This is a genomic window from Glycomyces dulcitolivorans (assembly GCF_003265355.1).
Classification (GTDB): domain Bacteria; phylum Actinomycetota; class Actinomycetes; order Mycobacteriales; family Micromonosporaceae; genus Glycomyces; species Glycomyces dulcitolivorans.
This window is the reverse complement of the sequence record NZ_QFRW01000056.1, coordinates 4,093-24,057: the sequence shown is the minus strand read 5'-3', so window position 1 is coordinate 24,057 and position 19,965 is coordinate 4,093. Positions and strand designations below refer to the sequence as shown.

The following is a 19,965-nucleotide window of genomic DNA, read 5'->3' as shown; positions in this document are numbered from 1 at the left end:
GTAGACGGGCCCGAGCGGGTGCAGCAGGGCCGGGCGGTGCGGGCATAGACTGGCCCGGTGACGTACCCCGAGAGGGCGGCCCGGCGGCTGCGGCTGCCGGCCGACGACCGCTCCCCCGCCGCAGCCCGCGCCGCCGTCCGCGCGGTCCTCGCCGAGGCCGGGCTCACCGAGCTGCTCGACGAGACCCTGCTGCTCACCACCGAACTGGCGACCAACGGCGTCGTCCACGCCGGGACCGACATCAACCTCACCGTCGCCGCCGACCCGATCGGCGTGCGCGTCACCGTCACCGACTACCGGTCCGGCGGGATCGACCCGCTCGACACCGCCATGCCGGAGGTCACCGCCGAGGGCGGCCGCGGCCTGCTCCTGGTGGACCGCTTCGCGTCCTCGTGGGGGACCACCCACGACGCCACCGGCAAGTCGATCTGGTTCCGCATCGACCGCGACCCCGACAAGCCGCCCGCGCCGCGCCCGCTCCCCGACGCCGGGGAGGGCGAGTCCGCGCCGGACCTGAACCAACTCGCCGCGCTGCTCACCGTGGCCCCCGCGCTCCAGTCGCGGCTGCCGGTCGACCAGATCGTCACCGAGCTCCTCGCCCGCTGCCACGACGCGACCGCCGCCGAGGGCGGCGCCATCGAGTACGACGGCGGCGACGGCACCGGCACGCAGATCATCGCGAAGTTCGGCGACGTCGCGGCCGTCTCGGTCACGGTCCCCCTGCCGCTCACCGCACCCGCGAACGGCCGACTCCTCCTCGCCGGGGAGCCGAAGCCGTCCTGGCGGCCCCTGGCCGAGCTCGTCGCCGAGCGCGTGGCCCTGGCCGTCCAGATCGACCGGATGCGCACCGACGAGCAGCGCCGCTCCGGCTGGCTCACCTACCTCGCCGAGGCCGGTGAACTCCTCGCGCACTCCCTCGAAGAGCACCTGACCGTGGCGCTCATCCCGCAGCTCATCGTCCCGCAGCTGGGCCGCTGGGCCGCCGTGCACCTCACCGGCGACGGCGCGGGCCTGCGCCTCGCCGCCATGACGCACGTCGAGGAGGCCGAGCTGGAGCACCTGCGCCGCCGCCTCGAAGACGCCGCGCCGCCGCTGTCGGCCGCGCTCACCTCCGACGGGTGGACGGGCATGGAGCTGCCGGTGCCGCGCGGCCTCGACGGCATCGCCGTCCCGCTGTCGGCGCGGGGCGCGACCATCGGCGTCCTCACCGTCGGCCGCCACGCCGAGCGCAACCACTCCTCGGAGGAGCGCGCGGTCGTCGCCGACCTCGCGAAGCGGTCCGCGCTCGCACTCGACAACGCCCGCATCCACGCCGAGCGCCAGGCCGTCGCCCACGAGCTCCAGGCCGCGCTCATGCCCGGGTCGCTCCCGGACGTCACCGGCATCTCCTTCGCCGCCGAGTACCTGCCCGCGACCGCGCGGCGCCTGCCCGGGTCCGGGCCGGGCCCCGTGGCGGGCACCGAGGTCGGCGGCGACTTCTACGACGCGACCGAGCTGCCCGACCACCGCCTGTGGGTCGCGATCGGCGACGTGTGCGGCAAGGGCGCCCAGGCCGCGGCCGTCACCGGCGTCGTCCGGGACGTCCTGCGGGTCATGGCCCGCGACGGCCGCCCGCTCCCGCGCGCCCTCGAACTGCTCAACGCGACGCTCCTGGAGCAGCCCGGCGACCTGCGGTACGCCACGATCGCCTCGGCCCTGCTCGACCGCGGGAGCGACGGCTCGGTGAACGCGACCCTGTGCCTGTCCGGGCACGAGCGCCCGCTGCTGCTGCGCGCCGAGGGCGGCATCGAGTGGGTCGGCCGTGAGGGCACCGCCGTGGGCCTGTTCCCCGACGTGAAGGTCAACCCCGAGGAGGTCCGCCTCGACATCGGCGACGCCCTCGTGTTCTTCACCGACGGCGTCACCGAGCGCCGCGACGGCGACGCCATGTTCGGCCACGAGCGCATCGAGCGGGCCGTGCGCGGCGCCTCCGGCAAGAGCGCCCGCCAGATCGCCACGGGCCTCCTGGAGGCCGTCGAGGCGTTCTCCCCCGAGTCGCCCCGCGACGACATCGCGATCCTCGTCGTCCGCTGCGACCCCATCTGACGGCCCGTGAGCGCCGCCGAGGACCGAACCGGCGCAAGCGAAAAGGCCCCGCGAGATGCTCGCGGGGCCTTCGAAGTTTTCGCGCTAGTGCAGGATCGTGGTGGCGCCGTAGTACGAGTTGCCGTGGTCGAGGGCGACGACCTTCACCACGGTGCTGGAGTTCGGGGCGTGCACGATGTAGCCGTTGCCGATGTACATGCCGACGTGCGCGAGGCCGTTGTAGAACACCAGGTCGCCGGGCTTGAGCTCGTCCTTGCTGATGCTCGCGGTCTGGCCGTACTGGGCGGCGGCGTTGTGCGGCAGGTCGATGCCCAGCTCCGCGTACGCGCCCATGATCAGGCCCGAGCAGTCCCAGCTGTTCGGCCCGGCCGAGCCCCACACGTACGGGTCGCCGAGCTGGTTGAGCGCGAACTTGACGACGGTGTACTCGTCGTCGGTCATCGCCGGGAGGTCGTACTCGTTGAACGAGGGGACCTCCTCGCCCGCGACGGTCTGCCACTCCTCGTTGAGGTCGTCGACGCGCTCGGTCAGCTCGTCGGTCTTCGCCTCCAGCGCGGCCTGGTCCTCGGCGAGGTCGGCCTGGAGGTCGAGCAGGAGCTCGTTCTGCGTCGTGTACTCCTCGGAGGCCGCGCGCAACTGCTCCATGAGCTCGAAGTTGTACAGGTTCGCGGAGTTGAGCCGGTCGAGGCGCTCGACGAACGCGTCCGGGGAGCCCGAGTCCAGCAGCATCGCCGCGTCGCCGATCCCCTGGTCCACATAGGTGGACTGGATGTACGCGGAGAGCTGGTCGCGCAGCGCGTTCAGGTTCTCCTCGGCATCGGCGAGGTACTCCTGGGTCTCCTCGATGAGGTGCTGGTTGTCGTCGATCTCCTGCGTGAGCTGGTTGTACTCCTCGACGACCGCGGCCAGGTCCTCGTCGGTCTGCTCCAGCTCGTCGCTGATGTCACCGGTGTCGCGCTGGCCCCAGGCCGGGGCGGACGCGGCGGAGGAGACCAGGATGCCGGCGATCACGGCGGCGGAGGTCCACTTGCGGCGGACGGACGACTGCTTCACGAGGAGGGTGCTCCTTCGGGATTCGGGAGGTCGGGATGCGTACCGGGATGCTCCGAGGGTGGGCCCGCACCGGCGCGATACGACGGCGCCGCGAGGCCGAACATGAGCCTAGCGCGCGGGTTTCCGGTCCGGTAGACCCCGGTCGTGACAAATTCGCAGCGTAGCGACCCTTCCACCGATGGTGTGTCGCTCCTGTGAGTTGTCTGGGAGTTGGTACGATGGCCGCTATGACCTTCCAGTCGTGTCCCTGTCGCCGCTGTCACCAGCGCTGACCCGCCTGCGGCGGTTCGGCGCGCCCAGCCACCGACAACCGTTCCGACACACCGAAGGCCATTCACTCACATGAGCACGCATGCCGTGATCCCCGCCGCACCCGCCCGCCTCGACGAGCACCGCCTCGAAGCCCTCGCCGGGTTCTACGCCGCGAACCTCACCCTCCGCCCGCGCTTCACCAAGGGCAGCCGCTGGGCCCGCCGCGTCCTCGCCGGCCCCGACCACGAGGCGTGGCTCCTCGCCTGGCTCCCCGGCCAGGGCACCGAACTCCACGACCACGGCGGCGTCGCCCGCCCCGCCGCGGCCGCCGTCGCAGTCGTCTCCGGCTCCCTCACCGAGTTCACCGTCGCCCCCGGCGACTTCCCCGGCCTGCGCCGCAAACCGCTCGCCGCCGGAGACGTCTCGGTCGTCGACGACCGCACCGTCCACGCCATGCGCAACGACTCGACCGCCCCGGCCGTGAGCCTCCACGTCTACTCGCCCGGCCTGGAGGCCATGCGCACCTACCTCCTCGACGAGACCGGCCTGGCCCCCTCGCGCATCAAGCGCGCGGGCGAGGACTGGTAGCGCCCCGAGCGCACGCCGATGGGCGGGGGCGCGAGCACCCCCGATGTTCAAGCCTCCCGCGAGGATGCGACATCGCAGGCCGCGGCCCGCGTTCGAATCGTTGAACCGGCCGGGCCCTGAGGGCACCCCGGTTGGTGGGGGTCGCGAGGCCCCCCGATATTCAAGCCTCCCTCGCGGGTCCGACACCCCCGCAGGCGCTTACGTCCCGCAGCGCCCGGCTTACGTGCGGGCGGCTCCCAGCACTTCGCCGACCGCGCCGGGGAGGGCCCGGGCCACGTCGGAGGCGGTGACCGTGCGGTGCTGCCGCGCGGCGATGCCGCCGGCGCGGCCGTGCAGGTAGGCGGCCGCGACCGCCGCGCGCATGGCGTCCATGCCGGACGCCAGGAGCGAGGCCATGAACCCCGCGAGCACGTCCCCGGAACCGGCGGTGGCCAGCTGCGGGCGCCCGGTCGGGTTGGCCCAGATCGCGCCGTCGCTGCCCGCGACGACCGTGTGGTGGCCCTTGAGGAGCACGGTGCAGTTGAGCCGCTTCGCGAGCACGGCCGCGGCCGCGCCGCGGTCCTCGCTCGGCGGGGACCCGTAGAGCCGCTCGTACTCGCGGTCGTGCGGGGTGAGGATCACCGGCGCCTCCCGCTGCGTGAGCACCGACGGGTACTCGCCGATGAGCGTCAAGGCATCGGCGTCGAGCACCACGGGTGCCGGGGAGACCAGGACCGACCGCAGCTCGCCGAGCGCGACCTCGTCGGTGCCGAACCCGGGCCCGGCCAGCCACGCCTGCACCCGGCCCGCCTCCTTCACCGTCGGCGTGCACACCACCTCCGGGTGGGCGCGGCGCACGAAGTCGCCCGCGGTCCCCGCGTACCGCACGTACCCCGCGGGCCCGGCGAGCGCCCCGCCCGTGGCGAGCACGGCCGCGCCCGGGTACTTGTCGGAGCCGGCGGCGACGCCGACGACGCCCCGCGTGTACTTGTCGTCGTCGGGCCCGGGCCGGTGCCACCACTGGACGAGGTCCGACTCCGAAGCGACCCGCACCGCCGGGTTCGGGTCGAGGTGGGGCGCGAGGCCGATGTCGATCAGGACGATCCGGCCGGTGAGGAGCGCGGCGCGCCCGAGCACGTGGCAGGGCTTGAGGGAGCCGAAGGCGACGGTGACGTCGGCGGTGACCGCGCTGGCGGGGACGGCCCCGGTGTCGACGTCGACCCCGGACGGGACGTCAACGGCCACAACGATGTCGGCGTCGATGCGGGCGAGCTGGTCGATGGCGCGCCCGGGGAGCCCGGGTCGGCCGCCGATGCCGAGGACGCCGTCCAGGAGCAGGTCGCAGTACTGGGGCGGCTGGGCGACGAGGCGCCCGCCGGCGCGGGTGAGGGCCGCCGCGGCGACGGGGTGGACCCGCTCGCCCATGACGGGGACGGCGAAGACGCGGGCGCCGCGCCGGGCGAGGCGGGCCGCGGCGAAGAGCGCGTCGCCGCCGTTGTCGCCGGGTCCGGCCAGGACGGTCACCGTGGAGCCGTAGACGCCCGAGCGGTCGGTCCGGGTCGACCGGCGCGCCTTGAGGATCGCGGCGCATTCGGCGGCGAGTCCGGCCGCGGCGCGCTGCATGAGGGTCCCGGGCGGGAGCTTCGCCATCAACTGGGCTTCCGCGCGGCGGACCGCCGCTGCTGACCATGCACCGTCCATGGCTGTCCCTCTCCGGAACCTCGTCGGCCTCAGGCCGTTTCCGCGATCACCACCGCTGTCGCGATACCGCCATCATGCGACAGCGAGACGTGCCAGCGCGAGACGCCACGCTGTGCGGCGACGGCGGCCACCGATCCGGTGATCTCCAGGGAGGGGCGGCCGTCAGGGAGCGAGAGCACTTGGCAGTCGGCCCAGCGCATTCCGCCGGGGGCGCCGAGGGCCTTGGCCACGGCCTCCTTGGCGGCGAAGCGCGCGGCGAGGGACTCGGTGCGGCGGCGGCGCCCGTCGGGGGCGCTTCGCTCGGCCTCGGTGAAGAGCTTCTCGGCGACGTGCGGGGTCCGTTCGAGCACGCGCTCGAATCGGTCCACGGCGACGACGTCAATGCCCACGGCGACGATCACCCGTCAAGAGTGCCACGGGATCGGGCGTCCCGCCCCTGTTCGGGCGGGTTCATCCGCGAGCGTGGTGTTCTGCCCGCCGGCCGGTCAGTGACGGGAGTGGACGGTGCGGAACGGGATGGGGCCGTTCGGTGTCACGTGTCGCGGTGCGGCACACCGGCGGCGGGGAGGATGGCCTGGTCGACGACGGCGGCGAGGTAGTCGTCGCCGGGGTCGGTCCCGGTGTCCATGATGCGCTTGGCGACCATGGCCTCGCCGATGTCGAGGACGACGGGGGTGAGGCGGGCGGGGTCGATGGCGCCGCGGTCGGCGTAGTGGCGCAGGACGGTCTGGGTGAAGGTGCCGCCGCGGCGGTCGAAGACGCGTTCGAAGAGGGCGGTGACGACGGCGGGGTCGCGGGCGGGGTCGGCGAGGAGGGCCATGACGGCGCGGCCGGCGGGGCTGAACCCCCAGTCGACCATGAGGCGCAGGGACGCGATGAGGTCGCCGCGGAGGTCGTCGGCGCCGGGAGTCGGCTGCTCGACGGGGTGGTGGGCGGCGAGGGCGTCGAGGAGGAGGTCGAGGGGGTCGGACCAGCGGCGGTAGAGGGTGGTGCGGGCGGTGGCGGCGCGTTTGGCGATGGCGTCCATGGTGAGTCGGCCGGGCCCGGATGCGGCGGCTTCGTCGAGGGCGGCGGCGTAGACGGCGTCGAGGAGGTCCTGGCCGCGCCGTCGTGTTCGGCTTTCGGGCATGCACCGCTCCCCTGTTTTAGCTACATTCATGTATCTTATCGTTTTAGATACAACCGTGTACCTAAAACTCGTGGAGTCGAGATGTCCCTCTCCCCGCCCGCCATTATGAGCACCCCCGTCGCCGAGCGCTCGCTCGCACCCGACCTGGCCAGGGGCGCGATGCTCCTGTTCATCGCACTCGCGCACGCGCACATGTTCCTCGCGCACGAGACCACCGGCTTCCGCGGCTACGCCGTGGACGGCACCGCCCTCGACCGGGTCGTCGCCGGGCTCCAGGTCCTGTTCGTCGACGGCCGCGCGCTGCCGATGTTCGCCGGCCTGTTCGGGTACGGCCTCGCGCGACTCGCCTACCGCCGCACCGCCTCCGGGGCCGACTGGGCGCAGGCCAGGAAGCTCGTGCGCCGCCGCTCGTGGTGGCTGCTGGCGTTCGGGTTCGCGCACGCGCTCCTGCTGTTCTTCGGCGACATCCTCGCCGCCTACGGGCTCATCGGGCTCGTGTTCACCGGGCTCCTCGCCGCGAAGGACCGCACCCTGCTGCGCACCGCCGGGATCGTCCTGGTCTTCCACGTCCTGGTCGTGGCCGCCGCCGGGTTCTCGGCCGAGGCGGCCGGGCACGCGAACGCCTCCCCGACCCTCGTCGCCGACCCGGCCGAGGCCGCACTCATGCGCCTGGCGACCTGGGCGGTGCTGACGCCCACGTTCTACGTCGTCGACATCGTGCCCGCCTTCGCGATCGGCATCTGGGCCGCGCGCCGCCGCATCCTCGACGAGCCCTCCCTGCACCTGCCGCTGCTGCGGCGCACCGCGTTCGGCGGCATCGCGGTCGGCGTGGCCGGCGGCCTGCCGCTCATGCTCGTCGACACGCAGCTGTGGCACCCGCAGGCGCCCGCCGCGGTCGCGGTCTACACCCTCCACTCCCTGACCGGCCTCGGGACCGGACTCGGCCTGGCGGCGCTCGTGGCGCTGGTCGCGGCCCGTTCGGCCCGCGGCGCCGAGGGGAGTGCGGGTCCGCTGGCGCGGGCGCTGGCGGCGTGCGGGCAGCGGTCGCTGACCTGCTACCTGCTCCAGTCTGTCGCGTTCACCTTGGTATTCGTCCCGTACGCGGGGAACCTCGGTGCGTCCCTGGGGGACGCGGCGGCGTCGGGGATCGCCGTCCTGGTGTGGGCCGCGACCGTGGCGCTCGCGGCGTGGATGGCGCGGGCCGGGGTCCGCGGCCCGTTCGAGGTGCTGCTGCGGCGTCTCACCTACGGCCGCAGGTAGAACGAGGGCCCGGCAGCGACTGCTGCCGGGCCCTCTCGTCAGGTGCCGTCTAGCAGACGGCGGGCTCGTACCAGGAGCATTCGAGGCTCGCGGGCATCTCGCCCTCGGCGGGGAGCTCCTCGGCCTCGGCTTCGAGTTCTTCGAGGTCGGGCGTGTCGATCTCGGAGGAGAACGTGCTGATCTCGGCCTCGGTCGTGGCGGTGCTGTGGGAGGAGACGGCGACCGCGATCTTGTCCTCGATGTCCTTCACCGTGGAGTACAGGAAGTCGTTGAGGACGATGCTGAAGACCAGTTCGCGGCCGTCGGCGTCGGTCGCGTACCCCGACAGGGCCGAGACGCTCGTCATCGAGCCGGTCTTGGCGCGGACGTTGTCGGCGGCGGGCGTCGAGCACATGCGGGACGCGAGCGTGCCGTCCTTGCACGCGATCGGCAGGGCGTCGTACCAGGTGTCGAACCAGGACGCATTCCGGGCGCCGACGAGCAGGTCGCTGATCGCGTCGGCCGTCAGCATGTTGTGGCGGGAGATCCCGGAGCCGTCGGCGACGCGGATCGGGCCGTTGTCGACCCCGTACGGGGTGAGCGCGGCGTAGGTCGCGGCCTTGCCGGAGGCGAAGGTGCCCTTGCCGGACTTCACGTAGCCGAGGGTCTTGAACAGGGCCTCGGCCATGGAGGCGTTGGAGGGCTTGAGGACGTCCACCGTCAGCTCCGACAGGGGCGCGGAGGCGTGGGAGGCGAGGACCTCGTCGCCTTGCGGGGCGGTCTCGCCGAAGCGGACGCCGCCGGTGACGGTGATGCCGGCGTCGGCGAGGGAGTCGGCGAAGACGTCGGCGACGAGCTGCGTCGGCTCGATGACCGCGCGGGTCGCGTACGTGCCGGAGGTGCCCGACTTGACGGTGCCGCTCACGCGGATCACGTTGTCGTGGGGGTCGCGGTTGACGACGACGTTCGTGGTGGTCCCGGTGGTCGCGGTGTTCACGATCTCGACGTAGTCGGTCGCGGGCACGGTCGTGATGACCGCGGGCGCGCCCGCCGAGGCGCCGGGCTTGACGAACACGCGCACGGACCCGGCCTGGTAGTCGTCGCCGGAGGCGATGTTCAGCGCGGTGATCTCGGCGGCGTACGTGTACTGGAGGTCGGACCAGCCCCATTCGGCGCCGGAGCGGACCGCGTCGAACGCGGTGTCGTCGGCGACCAGGTCGCCGTCGATCGTGGTCACGCCCGCGGCCGCGAGGTCGGCGGCCAGCTGGTCGTAGTCGGCTTCGAGGACCGTCGGGTCGCCCTCGCCGCGCAGGTACACGTCGCCGGAGACGACGCCGTCGACGGGGCGGTCGCCGATCACGTCGGTGGTGTACGTGAAGTCGCCGCCGAGCGCCTGGAGCGCGGCGGCGGTGGTGAGGAGCTTGTCGTTCGAGCCGGGGATGGCGCGCTTGGCGCCGTTGCGGTCGTAGAGGGTCTCGCCGGTCTCGGCGTCCTTGACGACGACTCCGGCCTGCGAGTCGGTGAGGCGCGCGTCGGCCAGGATCGCGTCGATCGCGGCCGCGAGGGCCTCGTCGCCGGTCTCCTGCGCCTGCGCGACCACCGTGCCCGCGAAGGTGATGGCGCCGGCGGCGGTCAGGGCCACGGCGCTCGATACGAGGGTGCGTTTCTTCACCCCGCGAGCATAAACGCCTCGTACGGCTTGCGGAACTTCGCTCGCAAGTGTCCAATATCGCCTTCGGGGCGGGCAACCGGGACGGCGGCGGGGGCGTATTCCCCCGCCGCCTCGCGTCCCGGTCGGTCAGCAGGTGCCCGTCTCGTACCAGGAGCACTCCCAGCCGCCCGGCAGGTCCTCCTGCGCCTCGGCCCCGGCGGTCTCGACGGCGTCGGCGAGCGCGGTGATCTCCGCTTCGGTCGAGTCGGCGCCGTGCCCGGCGATCGCGGCCGCGATGCGGTCCTCGAAGGACTTCACCGAGTCGGCCAGGTGGTCGTTGAGGACGATGCTGAAGACCAGATCGCGCCCGTCGGCGTCGGTCGCGTACCCCGACAGCGCCGAGACCGACGTCTGGGTCCCGGTCTTGGCGCGGACGTTCCCGGCCGCCTCGGTGCCGCACATGCGGGACGCGAGCGTGCCGTCCTGGCAGGCGATCGGCAGCCCGGTGTGGAAGGTGTCGAACCAGGGCGCGTCCCGGATCCCGATGAGCAGGTCGGTGACCGCGTCGGGGGTGACGTGGTCGAGGCGGGACATGCCCGAGCCGTCGAGCTGGCGGATCGTGTCGGTGTCGACGCCGTACTCCGCGATCGCGGCGAACACGCCGGCCTCGGCGGCGCTGAACGAGCCCTCGCCCTCGGCGTGGAGGCCGACGGTCTTGAACAGGGTGTCCGCGTACAGGTTGTTCGAGGGCTTGAGGGTGTCGATCGCGAGCCGGGAGAGCGGGGCGGACTCGTGCAGGGCGAGGGACCCGCCCGCGTCCTGCGGGGTCTCCTCACCGAGGCGGACGCCGCCGGTGACCTCGATGCCGTTGTCGGCCAGGGCGTCCATGAAGACGTCGGCGACGAGCCCGGTCGCGCCGATGACCGACCGGGAGTAGTAGTCGGGGGTCTCCCCGGCCTTGACGGTGCCGGTGACGCGGACGGTGTTCGCGTTGGGGTCGCGGTTCACCGCCAGGTCGGTCTCGGTCCCGGTGACCGCCTCGTTGACGATGGTCATGTAGTCGGTCTCGGGGACCGTGGTGATCACCACGGGGTCGCCGACCTCGGCGCCGCCGACCGGGTGGAGGCGGACGGTCCCGGCCCAGTGGTCGGGGCCCGAGCCGATGGTGAGCGCGGAGGTCTCGGCGCCGGGCGCGTACTGGAGATCGCCCCAGGCGACCTCGTCGGCGTGGCGGGCGGTGTCGAAGGCGGTGTCGTCGGCGACCAGGTCGCCGTCGATGCGGCTGACGCCGAGGGCGGCGAGCTCGGCGGCGAGGTCCCGGTAGTCCTCCTGGAGCATCGTCGGGTCGCCCGAGCCGCGCAGGTACAGGTCGCCGCCGACGACGCCGTCGACGGGGCGGTCGCCGAGGAGCTCGGTCGTGAACGTGAAGTCCTCGCCGAGCACTTCGAGCGCGCCCGCGACGGTGGTGAGCTTCTGGTTCGAGCCGGGCAGGCCGCGCCGGTTCCCCTCGTGGTCGTACAGGACCTCGCCGGTCGCGGCATCCTTGACGACGACGCCGGCCTGCGAGTCGACCAGGGCGGGGTCGGCCAGGATCGCGTCGATCGCGGCCGCGAGGGCCTCGTCGCCGGTCTCCTGCGCCTGCGCGGTCGCGGTGACCGCGACGGTGAGGGCGCCGGCGGCGGTGACCGCGAGGGCGCCCGAGATCAGGGTGCGTGTCTTCATCCCGCGAGCCTATGCACGGGTTTCAGCGCTGATCCACCGATACGCACTGATGTGGGAAGGTCATCCCTTTGTGCGAGCAACGCGAACGGCCGCCCGCGGCGTGTCCCGGACGGCCGAAGGCTCGATCTCGGAGACGCCGCGGGCGGCCCGTTTCCGTACTCCTCGGTGACCTACTCCACAGTCACGGACTTCGCGAGGTTCCGCGGCTGGTCGATGTCGCGGCCCAGGGCCGTCGCCAGCTCGGCCGCGAACTCCTGCAACGGCACCGCCGTCAAAAGCGGCGCCAGCAGCGTCGGCGACGCGGGCGTCTCAATCACCAGGTCGGCGTGGACGGCGGTGATCTTGTCGCCCTCCTCGCACACCGCGATCACCTTCGCGCCGCGCGCCTTCACCTCCTGGATGTTGGAGATGATCTTGTCGTGCAGGAGCGACCGGCCCCGCGGGCTCGGCACGATCGCGATCACCGGCGTCCCCGCCTCGATCAGCGAGATCGGCCCGTGCTTCAACTCGCCCGCCGCGAAGCCCTCCGCGTGCAGGTACGCCAGCTCCTTCAGCTTCAACGCGCCCTCCAGCGCCACCGGGTAGCCCACGTGCCGGCCGATGAACAGCACCCGGTCGCCGCTGGCCGCGCACTCGCGCGCCATCTCCCGCACCGGGTCCAGGTTCTCGATGACCTTCGCGATCTTCCCCGGCGCCGCCACGAGCTCGTCGAGCACCGCCGACACCTCGTCGGCGTACTTGATGCCCCGCACCTGCGCCAGGTGCAGGCCCACCAGGTAGCAGGCCGCCAGCTGCGTCAGAAACGCCTTCGTCGACGCCACCGCGACCTCGATCCCGGCCCGCGTGTACAGCACCGCGTCCGACTCGCGCGGGATCGTCGACCCCACGGTGTTCGAGATCGACAGCACCCGCGCCTTCTGGTCCTTCGCGTGCCGCACCGCCATCAGCGTGTCCATCGTCTCGCCCGACTGCGAGATCGCGACGACGAGCGTCGAGCGGTCCAGGACGGGGTCCCGGTAGCGGAACTCGCTCGCCAGCTCCACCTCGCACGGGATGCGCGTCCAGTGCTCGATCGCGTACTTCGTGACGAGCCCGGCATGGTACGAGGTCCCGCACGCGACGATGAACACCTTGTCGATGTCGCGGAAGTCCTGGTCGGACATGCGCACCTCGTCGAGGACGATCTGCCCCGACTCGTCGATGCGCCCGCGCAGCGTGTCGGCCACGGCCTGCGGCTGCTCGTGGATCTCCTTGGCCATGAACGTGTCGAAGCCGCCCTTCTCGGCGGCCGCGATGTCCCAGTCGACGCTGAACGGCTTGCCCTCCGAGGGCAGCCCGTCGAAGCCGCTGACGGCGACACCGCCGCGGTTGATCGTCACGATCTGGTCCTGGCCCAGCTCGATCGCCTCGGTCGTGTAGGCGATGAACGCCGCCACGTCGGAGCCGAGGAAGTACTCGTCCTCGCCCAGGCCGACCACCAGCGGGGAGTTGCGGCGCGCGCCCACGACGGTGTCGGGGTCGTCGGCGGCCACGGCGAGGAGCGTGAAGGCGCCTTCGAGGCGCTGGCAGACGCGGGTCATGGCGGCGGTGAGGTCGCCGTCGGCGCCGTACTCGCGGCCGAGGAGGTGGGCGGCGACCTCGGTGTCGGTGTCGGAGAGGAACTCGATGCCGTCGGCTTCGAGCTCGGCGCGCAGCTGCCCGAAGTTCTCGATGATGCCGTTGTGGATCAGGGAGATCCGGCCGTCGGCGGAGCGGTGGGGGTGCGCGTTGCGGTCGGAGGGGACGCCGTGGGTGGCCCAGCGGGTGTGCCCGATGCCGCAGGTCGACTCGGGGAGCGGGTGCTCGGCGAGGGCCGCTTCGAGGTTCGCGAGCTTGCCGGCGCGCTTGTCGACCTCGATGCGGCCGTCGGCCGACACGAGGGCGATGCCCGCGGAGTCGTAGCCGCGGTATTCGAGACGGCGCAGGCCGTCGAGCACGACGTCGACGGCGCTGCGGCGGCCGACGTATCCAACGATTCCACACATGCGAGAAACACTACCGCAGTTTCGCGCATCACTCATGCGCGGATCAACGGGAATCGATCACACCGTTTGATCGTTGCCGGGGTTCGCCCGGCGTTCACCGCACGGTCACGCACCGTTCGGCGGACCGCACCGGGCGTTCAGTTCGGCGTTCGGTCCGGCGCTTGAGACCGGCGCGGAATGTCGTACCCCCGTGCCAGGGTTGTTGCCGGGGGCCCAGCGGCCTGATCGCCATGGCGGCTGCCCTCAAGAGACCACGGCGATGCCGCGCGCCCCTTCGGCGTTCACGTAGCTGACGGCCCCGCCGGTGCCGGCGGCGCTGAGCTGCGCGTCGTGGCACCAGTTCGCGGGGACGTCGGCGGTCTCGCCCTCCTCGGCGACCGCGCCCGGGAGCGCGATCTCCTTCACCTCGCCGCCGTCGACCTGGTAGAGGCGGCAGTCGGGGAGGGTCGGGTCGAGCGACAGGTCGGCGGCGAGCAGGGCCCGGTTGTCGGGCAGGACGGTGCCCCAGCCGCGGGCGACCTCGGGGTCGAGCGGCGTGTAGCCGAGGCGGACCTGGCCCTTGTAGAGGCGCTCGCCGGAGTCGGCGTCGTAGGACATGACGCCGAGCCAGGAGCCCTCGCGGTCCTTCGCGGTGTAGCACTCGATGATCTGGACGGTGCGGCGCTCGGCGACGGGGACGTCGGCCTTGGCCTCGCCTCCGGCGGCGATCCCGGCGGCGGGCGCGTCGGTCGGCTGCGACAGGTGGAGGGTGCCGCCGCATGCGGAGGAGTTCGTGGAGCCGAAGGACTGGTCCTTCATGTGCCAGCGCTCGGCGCCGTCCTCGACGCCGTAGGCGATGAGCCGGTGCTCGAAGCGGCGGGCGGAGAAGGGGCCGTCGGTGACGCGGTGCTCGATGCGGCTGTCGATGAGGACGGTGTCGCCGGAGACGAGGAAGGAGTCGGGGACGACTTCGGCGGCGGTGTCGACCTCCTGCTCCCAGGCGGCGGCGCCGTCGTCGAGGTCGAAGGCGAGGACGGTGTCGCGGGCGACGGACCGGTCGGGGGCGGGCACGCAGTCGGCGAGGAGGACGACGCGGTCGCCGGCGACCTGGGCGGCGGTGCCTTCGCAGCCGGCCGGCATCTCGGCGTCCCACAGGAGGCCCCCGCCGAAGTCGTAGACGTGGAAGACCTCGCTGCCGTCCTCGGCGAAGAGGAGGCGGTCGTCGGCGAGGGCGAGGAGGGTCCCGGGGGCGCCGTCGAAGTCGGCGGTGGCGACCTCGCCGCCGTCGCGGGTGCGCAGGATCCGGGTCTGGTAGTCCTCGCGGTTGTCGGCGCGGGGGCCGGTGAGGGCGACGAGGTCCTGGGCGTGGGAGAGGACGGGCGTCTGGGAGGCGAGCCAGTTCCAGCGGCGGTGGTACCAGACGGCGGCGCCGGTGGCGGGGTCGAGCATGGTGACGGCCTGCGGGGTCGGGTCGGTGGGGTGGTCGGTGCGCAGGAGGCCGTAGGGGGTGTCGGTGAAGCGCTCGACGCCGGCGAGGGCGGCGAGCCCGTCGACGCCGTCGAGGCCGGTCTCGGCGGCGGCCGCGTCGTTGACGCGGACGTCCTGGTTGGCCAGTTCGGCCCAGCGCTGCATGGCGGGGGCGAGGGCGGCGGCGAGGAGCACGACGACGGCGACGGCGAACACGCTGACCTTGCGGCGCATGGACTTCGGGGCGCGGGTGCGCCCGCCCGCGTAGCCTTCGACGACGAATTCGGAGAGGGCGAGGAGGCCGCCGCCGAGGACGCCGAAGCCGTAGGCGAGGGCGGCGACGCCGGCGCGGTGGGTGATGAACTGGCCGGGGCCGGCCTCGGGCATGGAGGAGTAGACGGCCCATCCGGCGGCGGCGGCGAACACGGCGGTGAGGAGCGCGGCGATGATGATGCGCAGTCCGGTGTGGGCGGCGGCGGTGGCGATGACCGCGGCGGCGATGAGCACGGAGGCGACGGTGCCGATGATCATGTAGACCCCGGAGGAGCCGGTGCCGGCGCCGGTCCCGAACGACGCCCAGGTGAGGAGGACGGCCCAGCAGGCGAGCGCGGTGATCCCGGCGGCGCGGAGGAAGACGCGGGCGAGCGGGCGCCCGGACTTGGTCGCATGCGGGGAGGCCGCGTCGGTGCGCAGGCGCCCGGCGCCGGAAGCGTTGTGGGACATGCCCTCTTTCTACCGGTCACCGGCCGCGCGATCCGGGCTTTCGGGCAGATCGCGAGCGGGTTTCTTGAGGGCAGCCGCTATGGCATTTGTGGCGCTGGGCCCCCGGCAACAACCCTGGCACGGGGGTCCGACATTCCGGTGCGGCTCCGCTTCGGGCCCGTTTCGCGGGCAGGCGCTATGGCGATCAGACCGATGGGCCCCCGGTCAAAACCCTGACACAGGGGTGTGACATGCGGGGTGCGGCAGCCCGGGCCGTGGGAGGGGCCTCGGGCTGCCGCAGGTCCGGTTCAGCCTCCGAGCGGTGCGGACGCGACCGCGGTGTACTTGGGCTGGACGCCGGCGGGGCCCTTCCCGAAGTCGGAGCGGTAGAGGACGAGCTCGTTCGCGGTCCAGCTGGGGCCGTAGTAGCGGCGGAGGGTGAGCAGGTCCTGGGCGGCCTGCTGGTTGGTGACCCGGTCGCCGGGGCGGGCGAGGGTCACGTGCGGGCGGTACTGCTTCTGGTCGACGGGGAGGTTCCCGGCGAGGAGCCCGGCGCGGATGCGGTGGACGAGGTCGACGAGGGGCGCGACGTCGCCGTCGAGTCCGGCGTAGACCACCGAGTAGCGGCCGCGTCCGAAGCGCCCGCCGCCCGAGACGCACAGCCGCATCGGTGCGGCCTCGCGGGCGGCGGCGGCGATGACCTCGGCGGTCTCGGCGCAGCGCGATTCGGGGACCTCGCCGAGGAAGGCGAGCGTGAGGTGCCAGTTCTCCGAGCGGACGAGCCGGCCGGTCCCGGGCCTGCGGCCCGCGGCGCCGGGGCGGCTCGGGGCGCCGCGCCGCGCGATGTTGAGGTCGGAGACGACTTCGGCGAGATCGGCGACGGCATTGTCGGGAAGCGGGAGCGCCGCGAACAGGCGCTCGGTCCGTACCTGGGGTGCGACCGGTACGGTCGCAATGGCGGAGGCACTCACTGGATTCCCTCCAGGGGCTCTACTCGGGATCGGTGACCCGCGCCTGCGGCGAATGGTGTGTCGACGCGGCGTGGTCGAGGGCTGTCACGATGTGCCTATCCTCGCAGCAACCTCAGGCGTTCATTCAGTGAAATCCCATTGGACGGGACAGTAATTTCGCGGAAGTAACGCGCCTGTGCACTCGTGAGGCGCCAGAGCCGCAGGAGGTTCGGGGCGATTGCGGAGAAGTCGGGCAGTGCCAGCGAACGTGCCATTCCCGGCGGTTCACCCTTTGGTATTCACCGATATAGACCGGCGGCCCTTGTGGAGGCTTCCCAGCCTAGGCCGCGCCCGCCACTACGGCATGGCCTTGCCGGTGATGGCGGTGGCGCCGCGGCGGCGCAGCTGCGACCGCTTGGCGAGCGCGAGGACCGCGGGGGTCGCCATGGCGACGACGCCGCCGAGCCACAGGCCCGAGCGGGCCCCGAACTCCTCCATGACCCAGCCGACCACGGGCGCGAACACCGCGGTGGAGCCGAGGAAGACGAGCATGTACAGGCTCAGGACGCGGCCGCGGTAGTCGGCGCGCACGCCCATCTGGACGCGCTGGTTCGCGGCCTGGGCGTAGTAGACCATCGCGAACCCGGTGGGCGCCAGGAGCGCCATCGCGGCCCATAGGCTCGGGGCGAAGCCGACGAGCATGGTGCCGACGCCCAGGAGCGCGGAGGACAGCAGCATCGTGTTCAGGGTCGGGCGGCCGGAGCGGCGCCCGGAGGCGAGCGACCCGGCGAGCGCGCCGACCGCGAGCGCGGTCAGCAGCAGGCCGTAGGAGTCGGCGCCGGTCTCGAACTCGGTGCGGGCGAGCATCGAGAGGGTGAGCGCGAAGTTGAACGTGAAGCCCGAGACCAGGAGCGAGACGAGGAGCACGGCGATGATGTCGGGGCGGGCGCCGGCGTAGCGCAGGGCCTCGCGGATGCCGCCGGCGTCCTCGAGGCGGCGCACCGGGTTGGAGAGGCTGCGGCTCAGCAGGACCGCGCAGGCGACGGCTGGGCCGAGGGCGAGCACGGCGCAGGTGATGATGACGGTGCCGGTGGAGGTCACGGCGATGAGGACCCCGGCGAGGGCGGGGCCGGCGATGCGGCTGGTGTTGAAGATGGCGCTGCCGAGGCCGACGGCGTTGGGGAGCGCGTCGAGTTCGACGATCTCGGAGTAGAACGCCTGGCGGGCCGGGCCCTCGACGACGGAGACGGAGCCGAAGGCAGCCATGCCGACATAGACCATCCACAGTTCGATGTGGCCGGTGAGCACGACGGCGCCGAGGCACGCGGTGACCGCGGAGGACCCGAGGGAGCACAGGAGCAGGACGCGGCGCTTGTCGAAGCTGTCGGCGATCTTGCCGCCGTGTAGTCCGAAGAGGAGGTAGGGGCCGAACTGGAGCGCGAGGGTCCAGCCGAGCGCGGTCCCGGAGTTGCCGGAGAGTTCGAGGACGAGCCAGGAGACGGCGGTGGTCTGGAGCCAGAAGGCGAGGGTGCCCACGAGCTGCCCGGAGGCGTACACCCGGAAGGCGGGGTAGGCGAGGGCTCTGAACGTGTGGCGCAGCTGGCCGAGGAGGACCGGAGACATCGCATTCAATGATATTTACTTACCGGTCGGCAAGCCAGTAACTGAGACCGATTTCTCTCCGCCCCCGCACCCCGCCGCTACCGCCCGGAATGTCGTACCCCCGTGTCAGGGTTTTGACCGGGGGCCCAGCGCCGCGATTGCCATAGTGGCTGCCCGTACAACGCCGAAGCGGGGCGGACCCGAAGGCCCGCCCCGCCGCGAAAGCAGTGATTGCGGATGTCGACCGAAGACCCCGCCGTCGCACCCGCCGGATACGGTCAGGAGTGGGGCGATCACAGGGAACATATCCGGAATTCCGGATATGCCACGACTAGTCCTTGCCGGCGGTCCCGAAGAGGACGTCGTCCCAGCCCGGGAGCTGGTTGCGCGGCTTGGACCCGGCCGCGGCGAGCGGCAGGGCGTTGAGGTCGTCGTCGGCGACCGTGCGCTTGTTCGGGCGCAGCACCGCGAGCGAGGGGACCTCGGGGGTCTCCCGCTGCTCCGGCGCGGTCGTGCCCGGCAGGCCCAGCTGCGAGGTCCGCTTCCCGCGCCCCTGCATGTCGTCGAGCGGGCGCTCCAGGACCTCGCGGAGCCGGTCGCGGCGCAGCGGGTCGGGACGCAGGTCGCCGTCCTCGTCGAGGCCGTGCATCGGGTCGCGCGAGGGCCGCACCGGGTCGCTCGGGCGGATGCCCAGGTCGCTCGGCGCGTTCTTGGGCCCGGGGACGTGCTGCGGCAGCGGCGTCGAGAGGAACTGCGCCATCTCGTCATCGGGTGTCACGGTCTGGCGGGCCCGGTCGAGCTTCCAGCGCGCGCGGGCGGTCGTCTTCCCGGAGGACCACGACGCCTGGACGAGCCAGGAGCCGTCCTCGGTGCGCCACGCGTCCCACGAGACGGCCTCGGGGTCGACCCCGTGCGTCCCGAGCTTCACGTCGACCACATTGGACATCCGCTCGCCGCGCTCGGAGGTCGCCAGCCGCGAGCGGCGGGCGGCCTGGGCGAGCATCGCGCGCTCCTGGAGGACCGGCCCGGCGTACCGGAGCACCCGGTCGACGGCGACCTGTGCGGAGGCCGCGATGTCCTCGGCGCTCTCGCCGGCGCGGATGCGGGTCTGGATGTCGCGCGGGGACAGGTTGACGGCGGCGGGGCGCTGCGGGACGGGCCGGCTCTGGGCCGAGGGCTTGGCGGGCGGTGCGTCGGTCTTGGCGCGCAGGGCGTTCCCGGCCTCGGGGACGTCGACCACGGCGGCGACCCGCTCGTCGAGCGGAAGCGCCAGCAGTCGGCCGAGTTCGTCGGCGAGCACGAGCGCATGACCGTCCTCAGAGAGGGCTACGAACCGTACCGGCCTCATGCCTTCCACCCCTCGTGTCTTCGTCAGCGCCGCATTGCCAGCTCATTCGAGCGTACGCCCAACCCTACCGGCGGACCACAACCGGCGGGGTGCCGATAACGGATCCTGTTGGCGCGGGCGCATTCGACGCCTCACGGCATCCCGTCTGCGACGATGCGACTCCGACTCGCGTCGGCGTGACCGATTGTCGCGGGGACTGTCGCAGCGTACATTGACAGCGTGTCCACCGACGGAACTTCCCAGCCCCCGGCCGCGTCCGGCTCGTCGGCGAACCCTCGCGCCGCCTACCACCGCGTGAAGAAGACCCCCGAGCTGCCCGCGGCCGACGCGGTGCGGATGCGGATGACCCCGATCGCCGCCGCCGGGACTCTGGTGTGGACGGTCGCACTGGTGCTCACGCAGTTCTTCCGCGACGACCTCGCGGCCTCGGGCCGCGAATGGTGGGGCGCCTGCGCCCTCACCGGCGTCATCGTGGGCCTCCTCGGCACCGCCGC

Annotated in this window: 15 protein-coding genes; 4 read left to right on the top strand and 11 right to left on the bottom strand. The window is 72.7% G+C overall.

Features of this window, described 5'->3' with window-relative positions:
* Positions 1–57 precede the first annotated feature (57 nt).
* Complete coding sequence (locus DI269_RS03960; RefSeq protein ID WP_112133831.1) at positions 58–2,085, top strand: SpoIIE family protein phosphatase; 2,028 nt, start codon at positions 58–60, stop codon at positions 2,083–2,085.
* An 84-nt stretch (positions 2,086–2,169) separates the two neighbouring features.
* On the opposite strand, the gene DI269_RS03955 is transcribed toward DI269_RS03960, so the two are convergent.
* Positions 2,170–3,138, bottom strand: a complete 969-nt coding sequence (locus DI269_RS03955) for a C40 family peptidase (RefSeq protein WP_112133830.1) — start codon at positions 3,136–3,138, stop codon at positions 2,170–2,172.
* Between the two features lie 342 nt (positions 3,139–3,480).
* Here DI269_RS03955 and DI269_RS03950 point away from each other — a divergent pair, with 342 nt between their 5' ends.
* A complete protein-coding gene (locus DI269_RS03950) occupies positions 3,481–3,978 on the top strand; it encodes a cysteine dioxygenase (RefSeq protein WP_112133829.1) in 498 nt (165 codons plus the stop codon).
* Between the two features lie 219 nt (positions 3,979–4,197).
* Here DI269_RS03950 and DI269_RS03945 read toward each other — a convergent pair whose 3' ends face one another.
* The 3 genes from DI269_RS03945 to DI269_RS03935 all read right to left on the bottom strand — a co-directional run bounded on the left by DI269_RS03945 (position 4,198) and on the right by DI269_RS03935 (position 6,787).
* The gene (locus DI269_RS03945; RefSeq protein WP_112133828.1) at positions 4,198–5,658 is read right to left on the bottom strand and encodes an NAD(P)H-hydrate dehydratase; all 1,461 of its coding nucleotides are present in this window, start codon (positions 5,656–5,658) and stop codon (positions 4,198–4,200) included.
* A gap of 29 nt (positions 5,659–5,687) precedes the next feature.
* Positions 5,688–6,059 (bottom strand): holo-ACP synthase, encoded by a 372-nt coding sequence (locus DI269_RS03940; RefSeq protein WP_112133827.1) that lies wholly within the window; start codon positions 6,057–6,059, stop codon positions 5,688–5,690.
* A gap of 131 nt (positions 6,060–6,190) precedes the next feature.
* Positions 6,191–6,787, bottom strand: coding sequence for a TetR/AcrR family transcriptional regulator (locus DI269_RS03935; protein WP_112133826.1), 597 nt, complete (start codon positions 6,785–6,787; stop codon positions 6,191–6,193).
* 81 nt (positions 6,788–6,868) lie between these two features.
* On the opposite strand from DI269_RS03935, the gene DI269_RS03930 reads away from it, so the two are divergent.
* Complete coding sequence (locus DI269_RS03930; protein ID WP_112133825.1) at positions 6,869–8,047, top strand: DUF418 domain-containing protein; 1,179 nt, start codon at positions 6,869–6,871, stop codon at positions 8,045–8,047.
* A 49-nt stretch (positions 8,048–8,096) separates the two neighbouring features.
* On the opposite strand, the gene dacB (DI269_RS03925) is transcribed toward DI269_RS03930, so the two are convergent.
* The 7 genes from dacB (DI269_RS03925) to sepH all read right to left on the bottom strand — a co-directional run bounded on the left by dacB (DI269_RS03925) (position 8,097) and on the right by sepH (position 19,471).
* Positions 8,097–9,698: a D-alanyl-D-alanine carboxypeptidase/D-alanyl-D-alanine endopeptidase gene (gene dacB, locus DI269_RS03925; protein ID WP_112133824.1), complete on the bottom strand. Its 1,602-nt coding sequence runs from the start codon at positions 9,696–9,698 to the stop codon at positions 8,097–8,099.
* Positions 9,699–9,824: 126 nt separating this feature from the next.
* Complete coding sequence (dacB, locus tag DI269_RS03920; protein ID WP_112133823.1) at positions 9,825–11,399, bottom strand: D-alanyl-D-alanine carboxypeptidase/D-alanyl-D-alanine endopeptidase; 1,575 nt, start codon at positions 11,397–11,399, stop codon at positions 9,825–9,827.
* A gap of 170 nt (positions 11,400–11,569) precedes the next feature.
* A complete protein-coding gene (gene glmS, locus DI269_RS03915; protein WP_112133822.1) occupies positions 11,570–13,423 on the bottom strand; it encodes a glutamine--fructose-6-phosphate transaminase (isomerizing) in 1,854 nt (617 codons plus the stop codon).
* Positions 13,424–13,666: 243 nt separating this feature from the next.
* On the bottom strand, positions 13,667–15,592 hold the full coding sequence (locus DI269_RS03910; RefSeq protein ID WP_112133821.1) for an outer membrane protein assembly factor BamB family protein: 1,926 nt from the start codon (positions 15,590–15,592) through the stop codon (positions 13,667–13,669).
* Positions 15,593–15,879: 287 nt separating this feature from the next.
* Positions 15,880–16,542 (bottom strand): RNA 2',3'-cyclic phosphodiesterase, encoded by a 663-nt coding sequence (gene thpR, locus DI269_RS03905; RefSeq protein ID WP_157974748.1) that lies wholly within the window; start codon positions 16,540–16,542, stop codon positions 15,880–15,882.
* Between the two features lie 336 nt (positions 16,543–16,878).
* Positions 16,879–18,144 (bottom strand): MFS transporter, encoded by a 1,266-nt coding sequence (locus DI269_RS03900; protein WP_112133819.1) that lies wholly within the window; start codon positions 18,142–18,144, stop codon positions 16,879–16,881.
* Between the two features lie 310 nt (positions 18,145–18,454).
* Entirely contained in the window at positions 18,455–19,471 is a 1,017-nt protein-coding gene (gene sepH, locus DI269_RS03895) for a septation protein SepH (protein ID WP_112133833.1), read from the bottom strand.
* Positions 19,472–19,690: 219 nt separating this feature from the next.
* Between sepH and DI269_RS27585 the strand changes: the two genes are divergently transcribed.
* On the top strand, positions 19,691–19,965 hold a 275-nt coding region (locus DI269_RS27585; RefSeq protein ID WP_112133818.1), incomplete at its 3' end, for a DUF2530 domain-containing protein.